This window comes from Dactylosporangium siamense, from assembly GCF_016862795.1.
GTDB lineage: Bacteria > Actinomycetota > Actinomycetes > Mycobacteriales > Micromonosporaceae > Dactylosporangium > Dactylosporangium siamense.
In genome coordinates this window covers 112,981-134,332 of the sequence record NZ_BONQ01000050.1, presented here as the reverse complement: position 1 = coordinate 134,332, position 21,352 = coordinate 112,981, and the positions used below count along the sequence as shown (strand labels likewise).

Annotated in this window: 13 protein-coding genes; 2 read left to right on the top strand and 11 right to left on the bottom strand. The window is 74.5% G+C overall.

Features of this window, described 5'->3' with window-relative positions; translation table 11 throughout:
• Positions 1–7 precede the first annotated feature (7 nt).
• Genes Dsi01nite_RS16425 through Dsi01nite_RS16415 form a run of 3 tightly spaced genes read right to left on the bottom strand, consistent with a single transcriptional unit; the run spans position 8 to position 3,322 of the window.
• Complete coding sequence (locus tag Dsi01nite_RS16425; RefSeq protein WP_203847015.1) at positions 8–1,345, bottom strand: protoporphyrinogen/coproporphyrinogen oxidase; 1,338 nt, start codon at positions 1,343–1,345, stop codon at positions 8–10.
• Between the two features lie 43 nt (positions 1,346–1,388).
• On the bottom strand, positions 1,389–2,255 hold the full coding sequence (locus tag Dsi01nite_RS16420) for an isocitrate lyase/phosphoenolpyruvate mutase family protein (protein ID WP_203847014.1): 867 nt from the start codon (positions 2,253–2,255) through the stop codon (positions 1,389–1,391).
• Positions 2,252–3,322: a glycerate kinase gene (locus Dsi01nite_RS16415; RefSeq protein ID WP_203847013.1), complete on the bottom strand. Its 1,071-nt coding sequence runs from the start codon at positions 3,320–3,322 to the stop codon at positions 2,252–2,254. The genes Dsi01nite_RS16420 and Dsi01nite_RS16415 overlap by 4 nt, the downstream gene beginning before the upstream one ends.
• Before the next feature lie 244 nt (positions 3,323–3,566).
• Here Dsi01nite_RS16415 and Dsi01nite_RS16410 point away from each other — a divergent pair, with 244 nt between their 5' ends.
• Both Dsi01nite_RS16410 and Dsi01nite_RS16405 read left to right on the top strand, forming a co-directional pair.
• Positions 3,567–4,244 (top strand): HAD family hydrolase, encoded by a 678-nt coding sequence (locus Dsi01nite_RS16410; protein WP_203847138.1) that lies wholly within the window; start codon positions 3,567–3,569, stop codon positions 4,242–4,244.
• Positions 4,234–5,568, top strand: coding sequence for a helix-turn-helix domain-containing protein (locus tag Dsi01nite_RS16405; protein ID WP_203847012.1), 1,335 nt, complete (start codon positions 4,234–4,236; stop codon positions 5,566–5,568). Before Dsi01nite_RS16410 ends, Dsi01nite_RS16405 begins: the two co-directional genes overlap by 11 nt.
• Positions 5,569–5,602: 34 nt before the next feature.
• Here Dsi01nite_RS16405 and Dsi01nite_RS16400 read toward each other — a convergent pair whose 3' ends face one another.
• The 8 genes from Dsi01nite_RS16400 to Dsi01nite_RS16365 are packed head-to-tail and all read right to left on the bottom strand — an operon-like array spanning position 5,603 to position 21,210.
• On the bottom strand, positions 5,603–6,718 hold the full coding sequence (locus Dsi01nite_RS16400; RefSeq protein ID WP_203847011.1) for a phosphonoacetaldehyde reductase: 1,116 nt from the start codon (positions 6,716–6,718) through the stop codon (positions 5,603–5,605).
• On the bottom strand, positions 6,715–7,818 hold the full coding sequence (gene aepY, locus Dsi01nite_RS16395; RefSeq protein WP_203847010.1) for a phosphonopyruvate decarboxylase: 1,104 nt from the start codon (positions 7,816–7,818) through the stop codon (positions 6,715–6,717). Before aepY ends, Dsi01nite_RS16400 begins: the two co-directional genes overlap by 4 nt.
• Positions 7,819–7,860: 42 nt before the next feature.
• Complete coding sequence (locus Dsi01nite_RS16390; RefSeq protein ID WP_203847009.1) at positions 7,861–8,217, bottom strand: CU044_2847 family protein; 357 nt, start codon at positions 8,215–8,217, stop codon at positions 7,861–7,863.
• A gap of 39 nt (positions 8,218–8,256) precedes the next feature.
• Positions 8,257–9,033, bottom strand: a complete 777-nt coding sequence (locus Dsi01nite_RS16385) for a hypothetical protein (protein ID WP_203847008.1) — start codon at positions 9,031–9,033, stop codon at positions 8,257–8,259.
• On the bottom strand, positions 9,030–13,901 hold the full coding sequence (locus tag Dsi01nite_RS16380) for a non-ribosomal peptide synthetase (RefSeq protein ID WP_203847007.1): 4,872 nt from the start codon (positions 13,899–13,901) through the stop codon (positions 9,030–9,032). The genes Dsi01nite_RS16385 and Dsi01nite_RS16380 overlap by 4 nt, the downstream gene beginning before the upstream one ends.
• Complete coding sequence (locus tag Dsi01nite_RS16375; protein ID WP_203847006.1) at positions 13,891–14,073, bottom strand: hypothetical protein; 183 nt, start codon at positions 14,071–14,073, stop codon at positions 13,891–13,893. The genes Dsi01nite_RS16380 and Dsi01nite_RS16375 overlap by 11 nt, the downstream gene beginning before the upstream one ends.
• A 1-nt stretch (position 14,074) precedes the next feature.
• Entirely contained in the window at positions 14,075–15,715 is a 1,641-nt protein-coding gene (locus Dsi01nite_RS16370) for a hypothetical protein (protein WP_203847005.1), read from the bottom strand.
• A complete protein-coding gene (locus Dsi01nite_RS16365; protein WP_203847004.1) occupies positions 15,712–21,210 on the bottom strand; it encodes a non-ribosomal peptide synthetase in 5,499 nt (1,832 codons plus the stop codon). The genes Dsi01nite_RS16370 and Dsi01nite_RS16365 overlap by 4 nt, the downstream gene beginning before the upstream one ends.
• Positions 21,211–21,352 lie beyond the last annotated feature (142 nt).

Sequence of the window (21,352 nt, the reverse complement as noted above, 5' to 3'; positions counted from 1 at the left end):
CCGGTCGTCAGGATCCGCCGGCCGGGTGCCGCGTATGAATCCGCCGCGCCGCCGCGATGCCGTCGACGATGGCGTCCTCCATGGAGCCGTACGCCCAGGCGCCGTAGCGACCGCAGATGTGGATGTCGTGTTCGGCGAGCCAGGACTGGATCGTGTGAACGGCGGCCTTCCGGGCGCTGTCGAAGATGACGTATGAGTGCTCGACCTCGTGCTGCTCCACGAACAAGACGTCCTCGACGTCCGTTATCGCGCCCAGCCGAGCCAGCGCCCTGAGCGCATCGGGAATGTCAACGCGACCGCTGTGGTCGGACAGCTCGACCCACAACCCGGCGCAGCCCGGCGGTGCCATCGCCGCAACCGCGTTGCTGAACGTGCCGACGCGGTAGAACGGGAATCCCGGGTCAGGCACGTAGACCCAGTGCTCCCGCATCGGCGATCGCGTGCGGGTCGCCACGTTCAGGTATCGCAGCGGGAGGGACCGGAGCGCGCCGCGCGCCGCCATGACCTCCGGTGGAAGCGCCGGAATCCGGTCGAGCAGGTCGGGAAGCGGAATGGTCGACACCAGCGAGTGCCAGGTCACCCAGTCGGGCGAACTGGTGAGCCTGATTCGCCGCAGCCGCGGGTCGATCTCCTCGACGCTCGTGGAGAGCTGCGTCGTGCACGTGTCCAGGGCCGTGCAGGCCCGGTGCATGGCCTGCGGGATCATGTCGATGCCGCCGGCCGCCGGGTACAGGAAGCGCGCGTTGTAGCCGAGCCCGTCCTGACGCGATCCGACCGCCCCGCTCAACACCTGTCGCAAGGTGGGAACGGGCACATAGTTGACGTGCCAGTCGCTGGCGAGTTCGTTGAGCGACATGCCCCAGTACTTCGAGTAGTACGGGATGAAGAAGTGCCGCGCCATCCCCCGGCCGAACCGGCGCACCACATAGTCCTCGAAGTCCCTGGGCTCGATGACCTTCCCGCTTCTGGTCCGCAGCCAGGCGCCGATGAAACCAGCGAGACACTGCCCCATGACCGCCAACGGCAGACCGTGGAGATTTGCCTGGAACGGGTACGGCAGCATGACGCCGTGGGTGTAGATGGTCGTGCGCCGCTGCGCCTCGATCAGCGCGCCGGGTTCGAGGAGACCCTGGACAAGGTCCTGCGTCGTCTGGTGTTTCAAATGCAACCAGTGGCCGGTGACATCGAACGTGAACCCGTCACGCCGGTGGCTGCGCGCCTTGCCACCGACCATGCTGTCGCGTTCCACGAGCACGACCGGGATGTCACGCAGATGCAGCGCTGTCGCAAGGCCGGCAAGCCCGGCTCCGAGAACAATGACGGGGCTGCCGGGCGACTCCCGCATGGCTTGGTCGTGCTGCGCCCGCTCCGCGGCCGACCGCGGTCCGTCAGCGGTCATCGCCATCGAGGGCCAGCCACCCTTGGAGTCCGGTGGCCTCGAACACCTCGTCCATTGTCGCGATGGTCGGCTCGACCGTCGCGGATGAGCCGCTGCGGACTATCTCGTCGGCGACCTCGGCGATGCGCCGCATCGCCGCGCGGATTCCGTGGTTCGCATAAATGATCATTGAGACGCCCGCCTCCCATGCCTCCTCGACCGGCCACGAGTAGTACGTCGTCGGCACGGCCACGACCGCCGCCCGCTTCTGCCACTGCTTCAGGAAGTCCGTGATCTGATCGGGCCGTCTCGACTTGGAGTGCACCAGAATCGCGTCGGCGCCAGCGTCCACGTACTGGTGCGCCCGGCGCAACGCCTCCTCCACCTTCTCGTCGCAGATCAACGCCTCGGTGCGTGCCACGACAACGAAGTCGCTGTGCCGCTGGGCACGCTTCGCCACTTCCAGCCTGGCCGCGAACTCATCCGCGCTGAGCAGTCGCTGCCGGTCGGGAACGAAGCTGTTGGTCTTCGGGAACTGCTTGTCCTCGATGCAGATACCCGCGATCCCGGCCCGCTCGTACATCTGCACGGTGTGCGCCACGTTGAGCCTGCCCCCGAAACCGCCGTCGACGTCCGCCAGCACCGGCACCTGGCACGCGGCCGCCATCGCCGAGGCCGCCGTCAGCTGATCGGACAATCCGAGCAGGCTGAGGTCAGGCAGACCCATGGCAGCGCTGACGCCGAACCCGGACGCCCAGATCGCCTCGAATCCGGCACGACTGCCGATGACCGCGGACAGGACGTCGTGTGCACCGAATGCCCGCACGAGCCTCGGTGCGCAGAGCGCGTCGCGAAGCGAATACGTCCGTGGATTCAACCCGTCCCCCTCGGTGATCCGGAGGTGATCAGTGAACGCGCCGCCGCCCGGCCCGCGACCCGGCACAGCTCATCCGCCGCGGCATCGGCGCTCCACCGGTCGCCCGGCTTCGCCAGCTCATCGAGGGCGACCACCGTCGTGCAGGCGTCGGCGAACGACTGGCGCGCCTCGGCGGTGATGGTTCCCGCCACCAGGCCAGCGATCATCCCGCCGCGCCGTGCCAGCCGGATCACCTCGCCGGGCGCCTTACCGAGCCAGGTCGTCCGGTCGGCGCAGCCCTCGCCGGCGATGAGCACATCCGCACCCCGCACGGCATCGGCGAACCCGGTGAGCGCGCAGTACACCGAGAACCCACCGCGCAGCTCCGCGCCGAGGCAGGCGAGCGCCCCGCCGATCCCGCCGCCGGCGCCTCCGAACGGGAGCACCCGAGGGTCGATGCCGGCCGCCCGCTCGAGCTGTGCCCCGGTGCGGCGGGCATTGCGGGACAGCTGCGCCGCCTCCGCCGGTGTGGCGCCCTTCTGCCGGGCGAACAGGCGGACGCAGTCGGAGTATCCGACGTCGACGTCGGCCGCGACGAGCACCCGGTCGACCGGGAGACGGCCGTCGAGCGCCTCGACGAGTCCTCTGCCGCCGTCCATCGTGGCGGTGCCACCGAGGCATACCACCAGACGGCGGTCGACGTGTGGCGCGGCCCGGCGGATCAGCTGTCCCAGCGCGGCCGACGAAAGCGTCAGGGGCGACGCGTCGGCGGGGCGCGCGTGGAGTCCGATGACATCGGCCGCCTCCAGCAGCGTGTCGCCGTTCGGCACCTGCAGCACCTGCGCGGCGACCGGGCGTCCCCAGGCGTTCACGGCATCGACCACGACCCAGGTGCCGCCGGTGACGTGATGCACGGCTCGGGCCGTTTCCTCGCCACCGTCGCCGACCGGCAACGGCACCGCGTCGACGCCGACCTCGCGCATTCCGGCCGCGATCTCCCGTGACGCCGACAGCGCCGTGGCGAAGCCCCGGAACTTGTCCGCCGCGACAATGGCTCGCAGGGTTGGCCGGTTCGGCGCACCGGTCACTCCGACCTCCTCGTGCAGCGCACGCGCGGCGGAATCCTTGTCCTCGATTCCCGCTCCAGAATCTGACATGTCGGGCCGCGAACACCAGCCGCGCACTGACGATTCGTCGGACGAAGTTATCGTCAATGTGCACGATGGGTCCTTCCCGGCGAAAGGGTGCCATCTCGGTGCTGCGGCATCGATGCATCGCCATCATCGGATACGGTGGTTGTGGGTTTTGTGTTGCCGGCGGGCTGGGGGCGGGATGGCCTTTCTGCGGGCGGTGGTGTTCGACGTCGGCGAGACAGTCATCGACGAAACCGCGGAGTATGGCCTCTGGGCCGATTGGCTCGGTGTGCCGCGGCACACCTTCTCGGCGGTGTTCGGGGCGGTCATCGCCCGCGGTGGGGACTCGCGGGAGACGTTCCAGCTGTTCAAACCGGGCTTCGACCTCGCCCGCGAGCGGGAGTTGCGCGCCGCCGCGGGCCACCCCGAGCTTTTCACCGAGGCGGACGTGTATGCCGACGTCCGGCCGTGCGTGGCGGCGCTGCGCGCGCAGCACCTCTTCGTCGGCCTGGCCGGCAACCAGTCCGTCCGGGCCGGGGCGAACGTGCGCTCGCTGGGCCTGCCGGTCATCGGGACGTCGGCGGAGTGGGGCGTGGAGAAGCCCGCCGTCGCATTCTTCGAACGTCTGCTCGCCGAGACGAACTGCGAACCGGACGAGATCCTCTACGTCGGTGACCGGCTGGACAATGACATCAGGCCGGCACAGGCGTTGAACATCCAGACCGCCGCGCTGCGCCGAGGCCCATGGGGTCACGTCCTTCGCGGCGAAGAGGCCTTGCGGCGTTGCCTGTTCCGGCTGGACTCACTCGTCGAGCTCCCCGATCTCGTCGCCGCGCACAACGCGCGAGCGGGTGGGCGTGATCGCCATGCTCGTTGATCCGTTCAAGCTCAGACACTGGCTGAACGCGCGGAAGTACACGGCGGCACAGGTCGCCGACCTCGCCGGCATTTCGCGGGAGACGATCGACGCGCTGCTGGCGGGTGGGGCGACGACCGTGCCGCCCGAGCAGGTGACGGCGGTGGCCGGCGCGCTGCGGATCGACCCGTCGCAGCTCGGCGAGCGGCTGCGGGGCGACCTGACCGTGCTGCACCAGACGCCTGAGGCCTTGCACGAGACCCGCCGGCCGATCCAGCGTGACGGCATCCACTTCTACAACTACTACTCGATGGTCGCGCCGACAGGGCGGATCGCACCGGTCATCCTCGACATCCTCTGCCCAGCCGGCCGGCTGCCCGCGCTCAACAACGGACACCTCGAGCCGGCCATCACCGTCAACCTCGGCCCCGGCGACATCCATGGACGGTGGGGCGAGCAGCTGTCCGCACAGACCTGGCAGGTGCTGGCCGCCAGCTCCGGCGTCGACGCGTGGATCACCGGCGACTCGTACATCGAGCCGTCGTACTGCCCGCATGCGTACTCGCTGGCCACCGAACGGCCCGCACGGATCGTGTCCTACACCGGGCAGTCGAACATCGCCGCCCTCGCCGACGAGGTGAACGGCTGGTCCGACACCGCTTTCGCCGCGTACCTGGAGCGCCTCGATCGCGGGCTCAACCCAGGCGACGTCTTCGACCTGCTCATCGCGAGGCGAGGCTACGACCGGCAGGGCGTGAGCGCGGCCGCAGGCGTGTCGTCGCAGGAACTGGCCGCGGCCATCGCCGATCCGTTGTCCGGTCTCGCGACGTTCCGCGCGGTCGGCCGTGCTGTCGGCATCGACTACCGACTGCTGCTGCCTCCCGAACGTCGTCACGACGACGTCGGCAAGACGTGCTTCAGCCTCGACGAGGCCCGGACGTCGAAGCGGCGCTTCGGGCCGTACGAGGTGGCCTCGATGGCGAGCGCGCCACATCTGCCGGACCTGACCGGTCTGTTCCTGCGCGTGGATGCCGACCGGGCCGGCGGCGAAGCCGACCTGGTCGAACCGGCCGAGTGCCACTACCTGGTCACGACCGGCGAGGCGACCCTCGAATGGCTCGACGCGGCCGGCGAGGTCCGTGCGGCACGGTTGCCCGCCGACGCGTCCGCCTGGGTCGGCCCGTTCGTGCGGCACCGCTGGTCCGGGCACGCCTCGCTGCTGAAGTTCGGCTCCGGCGCGCACGTCGGCTACCTCGACCTGGTGGAACTGACCAACACCTACAACCCGGCCGCGACAGCCCGGCGCGGCCGGCGTGACCGGGCGAGCTGGGGCCACGACGGATAGGACATGGAGGCGCGACGTGCGCTGCTCGTACACGTCAGCGCCGCAGCCGGGCCCGCAACGTGTGCAGCGCGACCTTCGGTTCCAGCCGCACCGGACCGTTGGTGGCGCGCCCCGAGCCCAGAGCTGCGTCGACGAGCCCGGGCAGGTGCGCCTCGGTCACACCGTGGTCCGCCAGCCACGGCGAGACTCCGGTGCGGGCGAGCACCCCGGCCATCCCGCCGGCGCCGGCCAGCGTCGTTTCGATCTCGTCGAGCCGGCGGCGCACGAACCGCTCGCCGCGCGGGTCCTGGCAGTCGCGCCCGAGCCGTTCGGCCGTCAACGGCAGCAGCCAGACCAGGCTCAGCGCACAGGCCACCCCGTGGCGTACCCCGAACCGGGCCGTCAACGGATACGCGAACGCGTGACCGGCCGTTGTGCGGGTGCGGTCGATCGCCAGTCCGGCCGTGGTGGCGGCGGTGCTCAGCGCCTCCCGGTCGGATGCGGACAACGACGGGGCCGGGGTTCGCCCGAGCACGGCGACCAGCGCCGACATCGCCGCGCCGGCCAGCGCCCGGGACGGCGTCGTGGAACGCAGTGACCACGTTGACTCCACCGCGTGCGCCAGCGCGTCGAGCGCACCGGCGTAGGTCACGTCGTCCGGGCAGCTCCCGGTGAGGGCGGAGTCCACAATGGACAACTCGGCGTGGGTCGACGGGTGATCCAGCGAGTGCTTGACCCCGTCGACGTACACCGTCGCGAAGCCGGTGACCTCACTGCCGGAGCCGGCCGTCGTGGGCACCAGCACAAGAGGCGCGCGGGACAGCGGCGGTCGACGACCGGCAAGGACCTCGTGCGCGGCGGCCGGTTCGGCCGGCAGCCCACGCACCATCTTCGCGACGTCCATCGCCGAGCCGCCGCCGATGCCTAGGATGAGGTCCGGCCGGACCGCGTCGGCCAGTGCGCAGCCGCGCAGGACCTCGGGCAGGCGCGGGTTGGGGGTGAAGTCGCTGAACCACGTCACCTGGCGCGCGGCGAGGCGGCCCGCCGCGTCGGCGCGGGCCAGTGCGGTGCGCCCGCCGACGGCGAGAATGCGCTGCGGCGCCCAGGCGTCCACGAGCTCGGGCAGCCGCGACACGGCGCCCCGGCCACGCACCAGTTCGACGTCGGTCAACCAGCGCCCCCGGACACCGCCCGCTGGAAGCGGTGGCGCAGCTCGGCCGGGCTGAGCCCGGATGTCACCCGCGGCGGCAGCACGCCCGGCGTGGCGTCGATCCGCGCCACGACCAGGTGCGGGCCCTGCCGGTCCGGTAGCCCGCCGAGCGCACCGGACAGTCCCGCCGCGGAGTCCGTCACGGCGGTCGAGGTGTACCCGGCCGCCGCGCCCAGCGCTTGCCAGTCCACAGTGGACGACGTGGTCCGCTGCCCGCCGGTCGACTCGTAGGCGCCGTTGTCCAGCACCACGTGCACCAGCCCGCCGGACCCGAACGCGCCGGCCGTCACGCACGTCCCGAGGTGCATCAGCACCGCACCGTCGCCGTCGATCACCACGACCCGGCGACTCGGCTGGGCCAGTGCCGCTCCGACGCCGAGCGCGAGCGCATGCCCCATCGAACCCTGCATGTAGAACGTCGTCGGGTGGTCCGCGAGCCCGTACAGCTCCCGGCTCACGTAGCCGGTGGTGGTGAAGACAAGCGCGCCGGTCAGGTGCGGCAGTATCACCGAGAGGGCCTCCCGCCGCCCGAACGGCGCCGGGACGGCGGGCTCCGGCCCGGCCGGCTCGATGACCGCCTTCGGCACGAGCACGAACGCGGGCTGCCCGCCGCGACGCGCCGCATCCGCAACGGCGAGCACCTCGGCCAGGTGGTCCTCGTCGGGCGCGAGCACCCAGTAGGGCAGCCCGAGGGCGGCGAGCAACCCTTGGCTGGTCCGTCCCATCACCGCGTGCTGTGGTTCGTCGAGTGCCGGATCGGGCCAGCCGCGCAGACTCATGAACACCAGCACCGGCAGGTCGAATGTCATGAGCAGCGAGGTGAGCGGGTTCAGCAGGTTGCCGAAGCCGGAGTTCTGGATCAGCACCGCGCTGCGCCGGCCGGCCAGCTCCGCTCCGGCCGCGATGGCCAGCGCCGCGCCCTCATTCGCGGCCGGGACGTAGCGGCCCGGGTCGCGTTCGAGGAGTTGCAGCGGCCCGGCGAAGTAGGAACACGGCACGCCGGTCACCAGCCGCACACCCGCGCCGTCCAGGGCCGCGCAGAAGCCGGCCGCACTGATCACCGCTCGCCCCCTCACTGGGTGTCCCGGCGGACCTGCGTGGGATCAGGGGTTCACTGGGCTCACCACCGGCTCCGCCTGGCCGGCGTCGCGGGTCCATCTGAGCGTCACGGACAGGTTCGCCTCGGCGCTGGTGTTCGCGATGACCACGCCGGCCTGGGTCGCGAGCTTCACGGCGAACTCCACCGTCACCTCGTCCGGCGGGTCCGCCATGTCGCGCATGCGCCGCACCACGGTGCCGGCGGCGACCCGCACGCGGCTCATGGCGGAGTCGAACGACTCGACGGCCGCGTCGGCCATGTCGTGCAGCCGGCCGGCGGCCACGGTGCCGGCGCGCACCTCGACCGTCTCGACGATCAGGCCCAGGCCCTCGTCCACCGGGACCTCAACGAATTCCTTCACGCGTGCCTCGATGCCTCTCGTCGTTGTCCGGTCGGTCGATCAGGTCGTGCGTATCCGCAGGGTCCACGTCACCTCGCCGGACGGTGGCACCGTCGCGGCCTCGTCCGGGCCGGCGTTGGCGAGGGTGGCCCGTTGCCCGATCATCGGCTCGACCCCGGTCGAGCGGTACGGCGAGGGCTCGGGCCAGCCGCCGAGGTTGCGCCACAGCATGAACCCCGTCGGCTGGCCCTCGACCTCCACGGTGAACGTCAGCCGGCTGTCGCCGTCCTCGACGGCCGCCTCGGTCAGCCCCGGCAGGCGCACCCCCATCACGGTGCCGTCAACCGGGCCGAACCGGCTGACGTCGGTGTCGCCGAGCGCCGGCCATGCGGTCGGCACGGACGTGTCGTCAGGCAGATCCACGATCATCGGCGTCCCCGGTGCCAGCACGACGCGGGCGGCGGTGGACAACTCCAGCAGCGCGTGGGCCGCCCAGATGAACCGCTGGCCGGGCGGGGCCAGCAGGCGGTATCCGGCAACGATCTCGTCGCCGTCCACCTCGATGCGGCGGGTCAGATCGAAGTCGTCGCCGCGCACCCGCAGCGCGTCGCCGTCGGGCAGCCAGGGGCGGCTCCACACGTGCCCGTGGTCGGGAGTGCCGCTGATGGTCGGGTAGCACTCCTCGATGCCACCCACGTCGACGAACGGATCACCCGGGCCGACGGTGTCCCGGCCGGGCGCGTCGCGCCGCCACAGCCACTGCTTGCCGTCCGAGCCTCTCAGCGACGTCCACCGTCCACCGTGGACCGCGTCGACCTCGACGTGCGTTCCGCTCATCCGTCCTCCCGGCTGGCGCGTTCCTCGATGATCGCACGGAGGAGGGCATCCTCGACACGGCGCGCGAGCTCGCCCAGCCGAGGGGCGGCGAAAACCAGGCTCACGGGTAGGTCCACCCCGAACGTCCGGTTGATGCGGGCCATGAGGCGGGTGGCGGTGATGCTGTGCGCGCCGAGCTCGAAGAAGTGGCTGTCCGCGGTGACCCCGTCCACGGCCAGCAGGTCGTGCCAGAGCCGGGCGACCGCCTGCTCGGCGGCGGAGAGGTCCGGCCCTGGAGCCGGCGCCCCGGGGTCGGTGGGTGGGGTCGGCGGCGGCAGCGCGGGCCAGTCGACCTTGCCGTTGCGGTTCAGCGGGATCACGCCGACCGGGGTGATCACCGACGGGACCAGGTAGTGCGGGAGCCGCCCGGCGAGAGCGCGCCGCAGATCAGCGACGGTGACCCCGGGGTCCGGACCGTCGAGGACGACCCAGGCCACCAGCCGGGCCGCTCCGGACGGCTCCGGGCCGGGGCCGGCGACCGCCTGCCGCACCGCCGGCTGCGCCAGGAGCGCGGCCTCGACCTCGGCGGGCTCGATGCGGTACCCCCGGATCTTGACCTGGCGGTCGACGCGCCCGAGGTGCTCGACGATCCCGTCGGGTCGCTGGCGGGCGAGGTCGCCGGTGCGGTACATCCGCTCGCCCGGGTGGAACGGGTCGGCGAGGAACCGTTCCGCGGTGAGGTCGGGCCGGCCGTGGTAGCCGCGGGCGACGCCGGCGCCGGCCAGGTAGAGCTCCGCGGCGGTGCCGGGCGGGACCGGCCGCAGGTGCTCGTCCAGCAGGTACACCCGGGTGTTGGCGATCGGGCGGCCGATCGTCACCGGCTTCCCCGCCGTGCAGTCCGCGGCGGTCGAGTAGGTCGTCGTCTCGGTGGGCGCGTAGAGGTTCGTGAGCCGCCGGCCGGGCAGCGCCGCCGCGACCCGCTCCACGAGCGCCGCCGGCAGTGCCTCGCCGGCGACGTTGACCCGGCGTAGCGCCGGCAGCTCGACCCGGCTGTCCAGCAGCGCCGCGAGTGCGCTGGGGACCGTGTTGAGCAGCGTGACCCGGGCCGCCGCCGGACCGGCCACAAGGGCGAGCAGGTCGTCGAGCAACTCGACGGTGCCGCCGACGCTGAGCGGCGCGAAGAGCTCGAACACCGACAGGTCGAAGCAGACCGACGTGCCGGCGGCGACGCAGGCGAGCTCCTCCCGGTCGTAGGCGTGGCCCGCCCACTCGATGAGGTTGAGCACACCGCGGTGGGTCAGGGCGACGCCTTTCGGGGCCCCGGTCGAGCCCGAGGTGAACAGCATGTACGCCAGGTGGCCGGCCTCCGGCGCGACCGGCGGCGGCGCCGCCACGGCCGGCAGCGCCGCGAGGTCGAGGACCCGCATGCCGGGCGGCAGGTCGATCGCCGGATCCGGGTCGCCCGCCGTCACGAGCAGCGGCGGACGGGCCTGGTCGAGCACGGCGGTCAGCCGCGGCGCGGGGTAGGCGGGATCGAGCGGCAGGTATCCGGCACCCGCCCGCAGCACGCCGAGCACGGCGGCGACCAGCTCCGGGGTGCGCGGCAGCAGGATGCCGACCAGGTCGTCGGGGGCGACGCCGAGCCGGCGCAGGTGCCCGGCCAGCGAGCCGGCGGCGGCGTGCAGCTCGGTGTAGGTGAGGGTCCGCTCGCCGTGGCGCACCGCGATCCCGTCGTGGCCGTCGAGCAGGTCGAGGATCGAACGGGCACGGCACGCCGACGCGGTGCGGTTCCAGTCCCGCACGACGAGGTCGTGTTCGGCCGGCGGCAGGACGTCCAATGCGGACACCCGGGTCCGCGGCTCGCGGAGCGCGTGGCCGAGCAGCGCCTCGAACCGGTCGGCGAACCGCTCCATCGTGGACGGTGCGAACAGGTCGGTCCGGTACTCGACCCGGGTCCGGACGGTGTCGCCGCGGCGGCGCACCGACAGCCACAGGTCGAACTTCGCCGCCGGCGGCTCGATGTCCCGCAGCCGGGCGGTGGCGTCGCCGAGCGGCCAGCTGCCGGGCGGCTCGTCGAACCAGTCGCAGGCGACCTGGACCAGCGGCGCGTGGCCGGCCTCACGCGCCGGCGCCAGCCGGGCGACGAGCGTGTCGAACGGCACCTCCGCGTGCTGCAACGCCGTCAGCACCTCGGCCCGGACCGCGGCGACGAGCCCGTCGAACGGGGCGTCCGGCGCGACGGCGACGGGCACCGGCACGGTGTTGACGAACAGGCCGACGGCGTCGTCGGAGAACGGGCCGGTCCGCCCGGCACTCAGCGTGCCGATGAGCAGGTCCCCCGCACCCGTCCAGCGGGCCAGCAGCGCCGACCAGGCGGCCAGGACCACCATGAACGGCGTGGCCCGCGCCGCCCGCGCGACGGCCTCGACCGCGGCCACGGTGGACGGTGGCAGCGTCCGCCACACCACCGCGCCGCCGTCCGACGCCACCACCGGCCGGTCCGCGGGCAGTTCCAGCCGCGCCGGGACCGCGCGCAGCCGATCCAGCCACGCCTCCGGCAGGTCGGCCGGCTCCGGCTCCGGGCCGGGCGGCGGCGGGGGCGGGGGTAGCGGCCGACCGGCGTACGCGGCGCACAGGTCGCGCAGCAGGACACCGACCGACCAGCCGTCGGCGACGATGTGGTGCACGGCGACGCGCACCGTCCCGCCGGCCGGGTCGGCGGCGACCCGCAGCAGGGGCCCGGTCGCCAGGTCGAACGGCCTGGCCACCCAGGTGTCCTCGACGACGTCGCCCACGGTGAACTCGAACGCCGCCGCCTCGTGCGGCACGGCGGCCGGCTCGCCGTCGTGGTCGGTGAAGGTGGTGCGCAGCGCCGGGTGTCGGAGCACCACCCGTTCGACGGCGCGCCGCAGCGCGCCGGTGTCCAACGGTCCGTCGACATCCAGCGCGAACGCGATCGTGTAGGTCGCGCCGCCCGGGCGGAGCCGGTCGAGGAACCACAGCCCACGCTGCGCCGCGGTGATCGGCCACTGCCGGGGCCGCTCGCCGGTCGGCGCCGGTGGTGGCGGGGACTGCTCCGGTGCGAGCAGTGCCAGTCGACCGGCGAGCCCGGCGACACTGGGGTGCTCGAAGACGTCCTGCACCCGCAGCGGGATCGCGAGCGCCCGCCGCAGCCGCGCGGTGATCCGGACGACGTGCATGCTGTGCGCCCCGCGGGTGAACACGTCCTCGTCAGGGCCGAGCTCGGCCAGCCCGAGCACAGCCCGCCACGCCTCGTCCACGACCGCCTCGACCGCCTCGACCGCCGTCCCGTGCCGCTGGCCGTCCGCCGTGGACGGTGACCCCTCGGCCGTTGCGACCGTCGCCCCGTGCCGCTGGCCGTCCGCCGTGGACGGTGACACCTCGGCCGTTGCGACCGCCGGCCCGTGCTCCTGGTCGCCCGCCGTGGCCGGTGACACCTCGGCGGACGGCAAGGCCCGGCGGTCAACCTTGCCGCCGGGCAGTCTCGGCAGCTCGGGCACGGTCACGTAGCGCAGCGCGGTCCAGGGCTCGGGCAGGGTCCGGACGAGGTGCGCGGTCAGCTCGGCGGGGCTGGGCACGGTCGGGGCCCGTGGGACGACGTAGCCGGTCAGCTCCGGCTCCCCCGACCGGAGGTCCGCGTGCACCGCGGCGTCGCGCAGGGCCGGGTGGGATCGCAGCGCGAGCTCGATCTCGTCGAGTTCCACCCGGTAGCCGCGGAGCTTGACCTGCCGGTCGGCGCGCCCGATCAGTTCGACGACACCGTCCGGCCGCTGCCGGGCGAGGTCGCCGGTGCGGTACATCCGCTCCCCGGGGTGCGCCGGGTCGGGCAGGAACCGGCCGGCGGTCGCCACGGGCCGGCTGCGGTAGCCGCGGGCCAGCCCGGCGCCGGCCACGTAGAGCTCCGCAACCGTGTCCGGGGGGACCGGCCGGCCGTGCGGATCGAGCAGGTACACCCGGGTGCCCGGCAGCGGCCGCCCGACCGGGAGGCGGTCGAGCCCGGCGAGATCGGCCGGCACGTCCATCTGCAGCGAGGTCATCGCGCACTCGGTCAGGCCGTACTGGTGGACGAGGCGCACCCCGCTCCCCCACGCCCGGCGCACGCGCGTGGCGAGGTCGGCGCTCAGCGGTTCGCTGATGGTCACGACGAGCCGCAGGTCGCCGGCCGGGGCGCCGAGGTCGAGCAGCGCCGAGAGCACCTGCGGCAGGCAGGACAGCAGGCAGGTGACGCCGCCGGCGGCGAGGCGGTCGGCGACCTGCTGCACCGCCCGGGCGCCGGCCTCGGCCAGCAGCTCCAGGGTCGCGCCGTTGACGAGCGGGCCGAGCACGTCGCGGACGGCGGCGCTGTAGCCCAGGTCCGCGAGTTGCAGCACCACGTCGCCGGGGCCGACACCCCAGCCCGTGCCGAGGAAGGACAGGGTGTTGACGGCCGCGCCGTGCGACATCTCGACGATCTTCGGCTCGCCCGTGGTGCCGGACGTCGGGATCAGGTAGGCGAGCGCGTCGACGGGAACCGGCACGTCCGGCGCGGTGCCGGGGCGGTCGAACGCCAGCGGGCCGTCGAGCACCGTCCGCGCGCCGGCGGCTTCGAGCAGCCGGCGGTGCCGCTCCGGCGGGTGATGCGGATCGAGCGGCAGATACGCGGCGCCGGACTTGAGCACACCCAGAATCGCGACCGGCAGGTCGGCACCGCGGGGCAGCCGGACCGCGACCACCGTGCCGTGGCCTTCGCCACGCGCGGCGAGCTCGTGGGCGACGCGGTTGGCGGCGGTGTGCAGGGCGGCGTAGGTGAGGGTCCGTGCCCCGGCCCGCACCGCGACGCGCTCCGGGTCGTGACCGACGAGGTCGTGCAGCGCGGGGTCAGTCCTCATCGCCGGGCCCTGGATACGCGACCGCGCGGATGGTGGTCTCGTCGCTGGACCCCGCGAAGTCGACCAGCTGTGCCTCGCCGCGGTCCAGCAGCGCGACCACCCGCTCCGCGACGGCGTCCAGCGAAGCGTCGCCGTCCGTCCGGACATTGATCTCGATGACAGTCACGGGCACCTCACAGAAGCTGTGCGGACACCTGCCGGTCGAGCAGGTCGGTCACGGTGGCGAAGGTCAGGCCGGACAGTGCCGTGCCGACGCCGGCCGCGTAGGCGGGCAGCGCGCCGGTCGGCACGGCGCGCAGGTCGAGCCAGACCGCCGGCAGCGCGGTGTCGTGTCGCAGCCGGTCGAGCCGGTAGCGCACCGCTTCGGGCCGGTCGGCGACCGCGCGGTGATGGTGCACGCGCACGCTCGCCAGGCCGTGGTCGGCGAGCCGGTGTGCCCGCTGCCAGACGGGCAGGTCGAAGCCGTAGCCGTCGTCGTAGTTCACGCCGTGACGAGGATCGTGGGACGCGCCGTCCGGCACCGCGACCAGCCGCACGCCCCGCTCGTGCAGCAGCGCCGGTGTCAGGTGTACCGCCGGCACGCGGTCGAGGAGCAGCAGCCGGGTGTCCGCGTCCGCGTCGGCCGCGCCGGGCAGGTGCCGCGCCAGCACCTCGCGGCGCTCCGCGGTGCCGAGGCCGCCCGCGAGCAGGAACAGATCGGCCACCGGCGGGACCGGGTCGCGCAGGACCTCCAGCAGCTGTGCGGCGACGAGGTCGGCGGCGGGCGACCGGGCCTCCTCCCACGGCGGCCGCGGCGGGTGCCGCAGCCCCTCGCGGGTGAGCCGGTGCAGGGCGTCGACGTCGTCGCAGGTGGCCTGCGCCACGTAGGGCACCGACGCGACGAGCCGGTCGGCGGTGTCCTGCTGGTTCTCGGCCCAGGAGAAGTTGGGGACGATGACGGTGCTGGCCGGCCCGGACAGGGTCTCGCGCAGCACGTTGCTGCCCGGCCGGATGACGGCGACCCGGGCCGCGTGCAGCAGGGCGGGCAGGTCCGGCGCGAACGGCACGAAACTCACGTTGGGCAGGGCCGCGGGGCGGGAACCCGCGTAGTACGGGCCGGCGACGAGCACCACGTGGGCGTCGGTGCGCTCGTCGAGCAGCCGGGCGGCGACCTCGGTCATGGACCGGAAGAGGCGCTCCGGGAACGCCTGGGTGGTGACGTCGCCGCCGGCGCCCGCGTTGACGACGACGAGCGGCCCGCCGCCGAAGCGGGCGGCGGCCGCGGCCACCTCGTCGGTGGACGGGGCGGCGTAGACCGGGCCGGTGTACCGGATGCGGGCGCTGTGGCCGAGGACGGTGCGCATCGGCGGGGTCAGGTCGCCGATGCCCGCCACGGACGCCTCGTCCCGGGCGATCAGGATGCGGTCGTAGTGCCGCAGCAGGCCGTCCTGGCGGATGCGCTCCAGATAGGTGCCACTGGTCATGCCGCTCATCAGCAGCGCCTTGGCGGCGTCGCGGAACGGCGCCAGGAACAGGTGCCGCGGGTCGGGGTAGGTGTCTTCGACCACGAGCGCCGGGGCGAGCCGGGTGCCGAGCGCGTCGAGCAGGCGCAGGAACGCGGCATCGACCGCGTCGTTGGGCAGGCGCTCCAGCACGGGCAGGTTGATGACGGGCAGCCGGGTGCGGCGCAGCAGGTCGATCGACCGGCACTGGCTGACGAGCACGACGCGCAGCGACGGGTCGGCGGCGGCGAGGGCCTCGGCCGAGAGCAGGGCGCGGCGGGTGTGCCCGAGGCCGTGCCGGCCCTTGAAGCAGAACACGACTGTGTCCGTCACCGGTCCACCCCGGCGCTGCGCACCGCCGCGGCCAGGGTGCGGGGCCAGCGGTGCCGGGGCCGGAAGCCCAGCCGCGCGGCGCGGGCACCGCTGAAGCTGCGGTGCGAGCCGTAGAGACCGTCCGGGGTGCCGTCCCGCCAGGTGCGGTCCAGCCCGCGCAGCCGGATCAGGGTGATGGCCAGGTCCCGCCAGGCGAAGTGGCCGCCGATGACGTCGAGAGGCCCGTCGGGCGTGCGGTCCAGGCACCCGGCGGCGACCCGGGCGAGATCGCGGGCGTCGACCCAGGCGTGGCCCCGCCCGGGCGGCGGCACCACCAGCGGGCCGGGCGCTTCCAGCGGCGCCGCCGCGGTCTCGCGCAGCTGCCAGAGGCAGTACGGCTGGGGCGCCCACACGTACGGCGGGCGCAGCAGGGCGTGACCGGCGCGCGCCCGGTCGGCGACGAGGCGCTCGCAGGCCGCCTTGGCCCGCGCGTACGGCGTGAGGCCGTCCGCCGGCACCGGGAACGACTCGTCGATCGGCAGGGTGCCGGGGCGGCCGTAGACGTCGGTGCTGCTGATGAACACGAACCGTACGGCGGCGTCCAGCAGGCGGGCCGTCGCCTCGACGTTGAGGTCGGGGTCGGTGAACGACCACGCCGCGTGGACGATCGCGTCGACGCCACGGGTCGCGTCACGCAGGCCGTCGCCGCGCAGATCGCCCTCGACGACCTCGTCGGCGAGGGCCTCGGCGCGGTGCCGGGTGCTGGGCCGGGTGAGGATGCGCACCCGTGCACCACGGTGGCGCAGCTCGGCCGCGACCGCGGCGCCGACCAGGCCGGTGCCGCCGGTGACGAGGACCAGGGGGCCCTCGGGCCGGGGCCCGGTGCGGGACGCCGGACTGGGCGCCGGTCTGGGCGCCGCTGCTCGCGTGACGGCGGCGGCCAGCGCGGCTGCCGTCGGGTGCTCCATGACGGTGCGGGGGGCCACGCCGGCGCCGAGGCGCTCGCCGAGCAGGGCGGCGACCCGGGCCGCCGACAGCGAGTGCCCGCCGAGGGAGAAGAAGTCGGCGTCCGGGTCGACGGCGTCCACCCCGAGCGACTCGGCGAACACGCGAGCGATGATCTCCTCGATGAGGGTGGACCGCCGCCGGTCGCGAGCCGGGACGGGCCGTGCCCGGGGTGCGGTGACCCGCGGCGGGGCGAATTCGCTCAGCGGCCGGTGCGGGTCGGCGCAGGCGTCGGCGACCAGTGCGCTGAACCGGCTGGCCAGGTCCTGCACTGTGGACCGGTCCAGGACCTGGGTCGCGTACTCCCACCGGGCGCCCGAATCGGGGGTGATCATGACCGTCAGGTCCAGCTTCGCCGCGCCCGGATGCGCCCGCGGCGCGCCCTCGTCGAGGCCGAGCATCGTCTGATAGAGGGGGTTGCGGCCGGCGCGGGGGCCGCCGCGGGCCACCTCGGCGAACGGCAGCTCCTGGTGCACGTGCGCGGCGAAGAGGGTGTGCCGCAGGCGGTCGACCAGCTCGGCGAAGGTGGGGTCGCCGGACAGGTCGCAGCGCACGGCCACCGGGTTGACGAGCATGCCGGCGACGTCTTCGAGGGCGCGCAGCCGCCGGCCGGCCATCGGGACGCCCACGCACAGATCGTCCCGGCCGCTGCGGCTGCGCAGCAGGGTCGTGAAGGCGGCCAGCAGGACGGTGAACGGCGTCGCGCCGAGCCGCCGGGCCAGTGCGGCGGCGTCGACCGGCACGTGCGAGTGCACGACGTCGCCCCGGAAGTCGGGCCGCGGTGGGGGCTCGCGGTCGTAGGGCAGGATCGGCGCGGCGCCGGCCCCGGCAAGCTGGCGGCTCCAGTACCGCCGCTGCCGCGCCAGCACCGGCGCGGACTGCGCCGCGCGCTGCCAGCGGGCGACGGCGATGAAGCACGGGGCCGGCGGCAGCGGGTGGCCGGACCACAGCGCGGCCAGCTCACGGGCGAGCAGGCCGACGGACCAGCCGTCGAGGCTGACGTGGTGCGCGGTGAGCGACAGCAGGGTCGGGCCGCCGGCCACGCGGACGACCAGCCATCGCACCGGCGCGGCGGTGGTGAGCTGGAACGGCTCGCGGACGTGCGCGGCGATCGCTGCCGCCTCCCCGCCGGCCGCGACGATCACCTCGTCGACGTCGGCGGGTCCGGACGGGTCCACGACCTGGCGGGGTCCGTCGCCGGTGTCGAGGTAGCGGGTCCGCAGCACGCAGTGCCGGGCCGTCAGCGCGGCGACGGCCGCCGTGACCGGCGCTCCGGCGGGCGGGTGCAGGACGGTGTGCACGTGGTAGGCCAGGCTCGCGGCCGGGTCCAGGCTCACCCGCCACACCGCGAGCTGGGCCGCGGTGAGCGGGGCCGGCTCACCGTGGCGGTGGTCCGTGACGTCCAGGGACGGCAGGTCCAGCGGGCGGTCGCCGTCGCCGTCGCCGTCGCCGTTGCCGTTGCCGTCGCCGTTGCCCAGGATCCGGGCGATGCCCGCGACCGTGGGCTCCTCCAGCACGCGCGGCAGCGGCAGCTCGACGCCGAACCGCTCGCGCAGCCGCGCCACGATCCGGATCGCATGCAGCGAATGACCACCTCCGGCGAAAAGGTCAGCGTCGATGCCTGGAGCCGGCCGGCCGAGCACCTCGTGCCAGGCCTCGGCGACGGCCCGCTCGACGTCGTCGCGCGGCGCGAGCACCGCGGCCGGTCCGGCCGGCGCACCGGCCGGCGGCGGCAGCGCCCTGCGGTCGACCTTGCCGCTGGGCGACAGCGGCAACGCGTCGAGGACGATCACCGTGCCAGGGACCAGGTGGTCGGGCAGCATCCGGCGCAGCGCGGCCCGGATCCGCTCCGGCGGGGCACCGCGCACCGGGTCGACGACGACATGGCAGCACAGCACCGGCTCACCGTCCGGCCCGGGCGGCGCCGTCACCACGGCGTCGCGGACCCCGTCGACGGTGCGCGCGGCGGCCTCGACCTCGCCGGGTTCCACCCGCAGGCCGCGGATCTTCAGCTGGTCGTCGAGCCGGCCGAGGAACTCCAGCGCCCCGTCCGGGCGGATCCGCACCCGGTCCCCGGTGCGGTAGAGCCCGGCCGGGAACCGCGCCGCGGTCAGCTCTGGCCGGCGGTGATAGCCGCGGGCGACGCCCCCGCCGGACAGGCACAGCTCGCCGGGGTCGCCCGGCAGCACCGGCCGCAGCTGGTCGTCGAGCACGTGGACGCCGGTGCCGGGCAGCGGCCGCCCGATCGGCACCGGCTCCGCCTCGGCCGGGTCGAGCTGGTGCGCCGTGGACCAGATGGTCGTCTCGGTGGGCCCGTACATGTTCCAGGCCCGCTCGGCCGCCGCGGCGACGCGCCGCGCGAGGTCGGCCGGGAGCCGCTCGCCGCCGCACAGCGCGACCCGTAGCCGCGGTGCGGGGGTGTCGAGCAGCGCGCGCCAGGTGACCGGCGTGGCCTGCAGGACGGTGACCCCGTGGCGCGCGATCAGCGCCCGTAGCCGGGCCGGGTCCCCGGCCGCGGCGGGTGGCGCGAGGACGACCCGGCCACCGGCGGTCAGCGGCAGGAAGAGCTCGAGGGCCGCGATGTCGAACGTGACCGTGGTGACGGCGAGCAGCGTGTCGGTCGGGCCGAAGCCGGTCAGGTGGGCCATGGCGTGCAGCAGTGTGCCGAGATTCGCGTGGGTCACCTCGACGCCTTTGGGCGTGCCGGTGGACCCCGAGGTGTAGATGAGATACGCGGCGTCGTCCCCGACCCGGCCCGGCGGCGCCGGTGCGGGCCGGCGCGGCAGCCGGTCGTGCAGTCCCGGATGGGTGACGACGCACCGCACGCCCGCGTCGGCGAGGATCGCGGCGGTGCGGGCGGGGGGATGCTCCGGATCGAGCGGCACGTAGGCGCGACCGGCCCGCAGCACGCCGAGCAACGCGGTCGTGAGCCGGACGCCACGATCGAGGAACACGCCGACCGGTGTCCCGGGCGGCCCGGCCACCGGTCCGGCCAGCTGCTCGGCGAGCCGCCGCGACCGCCGGTCGAGCTGGGCGTAGGTCAGCGCCCGGGTGCCGTCCTCGACCGCGACCGCCGCCGGCTGCCGCTCGACCCAGGCGTCGAACGCCTCCAGCACCGTCGGCGCCGCGGGGACGGCGACCGGTGCGGGCACGGCCGCCGGGGTCGTCATCGTCCGCAGCGTGCCGGCGAAGCCCTCCAGCAGCGCGTCGGCGCCGTCCACAGTGAACAGGTCGGCGGCGGCGACCAGCCGGGCGGTCCAGCCCGGCGCGGCGCGGTCGACGGACAACGCGAGGTCCACGCGCGCCGGCGCGACGTCGAGGGGCACCGGTGTGGCCCGCACGTCGCCGAAGTCGACGGGGTCCGCGCCGGCGCGGGTGACGTCGACGGTCGTCTGGAGCAGCGGATGGCGGCCGGGCACCCGGGCCGGGCGGACCGCCTCGACGAGCCGCGCGAACGGTGTCGCGGCGTGGTCGAGTGCCCCGAGCAGCGCGGCCCGAGTCTCGGCCAGGAGGTCGTCGGCGGACGCGATCGGGCCGACCCGCACCCGCACGGGCACCAGGTTGACGGCGGGGCCGGCCGTGCGCTCGTCGTCCGTCGCCTCGCGAAGGTCGACGGCGGTGCCGACGACGAGGTCGTCCTGCCGGGTGTGCCGGCGCAGCACGGCGACCCATGCGGCCATCACCGCGAGGGACAGGGTGCCACCGGCGCGCACCCCGAGCCGGCCGGCAGCCGAGATCAGCTCGTCCGGCAGCGCGATCGTCCGGACCAGCCCGCGATACGTGCGGACGGCCGGGACCGGGCCGAGGTCGAGCACTGCGGGGGCGCCGCGAAGCCGATCCCGCCAGTACGCGCCCGCGCGGGCGGCGGACCGTGCGGCCCGCTCCTCGTGGTGGCGCGCCAGGTCCGCGTAGCGCGTCGCGGGCGGTGGAAGGGCCGCGCCGCGGTAGGCCGCCGCGAGATCCTCGACGAGGATCCGCAGGGTGGGCGCGTCTCCGGCGACGTGGTGCAGGAGCAGCAGCAGGAGGTGCCGGCCAGGGCCGAGAGGCACGAGATGGACGCGCAGCGGCGCCTCGGCGGTGAGGTCGAACGGCCGCCCGGCCAGCTCCCGCAGCACCTCGGCCGGGTCGCCGGGATCCGGTGGCTGCGGCGCGAGCTCAGGCACCGGCGGCGGCACCGTCCGGGCGACCGGCTCACCAGCCACCTCCCCGATGCCGGTGCGCAGGACCTCGTGCCGGTCAGCGGCGGCGGTCAGTGCCCGCCGCAGCGCCGTCAGGTCCACGGGGCCGGGCAGCAGCAGCGCGGCGCTCATCGTGTGCGCCGCCGTCGCGCCGGCAAGCCGGTCCGCGAGCCAGATGTCGCGCTGAGCGGCGGACAGGCCGGCCACCTCAGCGGCGGGCCGGCCGGCGGCCTCAGCAGCGGGCACGCCGGGGTCCTTGACGGCGTGCAGCCGTGCGTGGAGCGCTTCGAGCAGGTCGGCCGGGATGTCGCTGTGGGAACCGACGGCCGTCATGCCCGGCCCGGAGCGCGGCGGCGGCGCACGGCAGCGAAACCGGTCAGTGTGCGCTTCGACACGAACGTGGCCCCCTCGGTCACCGGCCTCGGCGCGATCACGCTAACAACAGACGCAGGGCGCCTGAAGTCTCGCGCGGGCT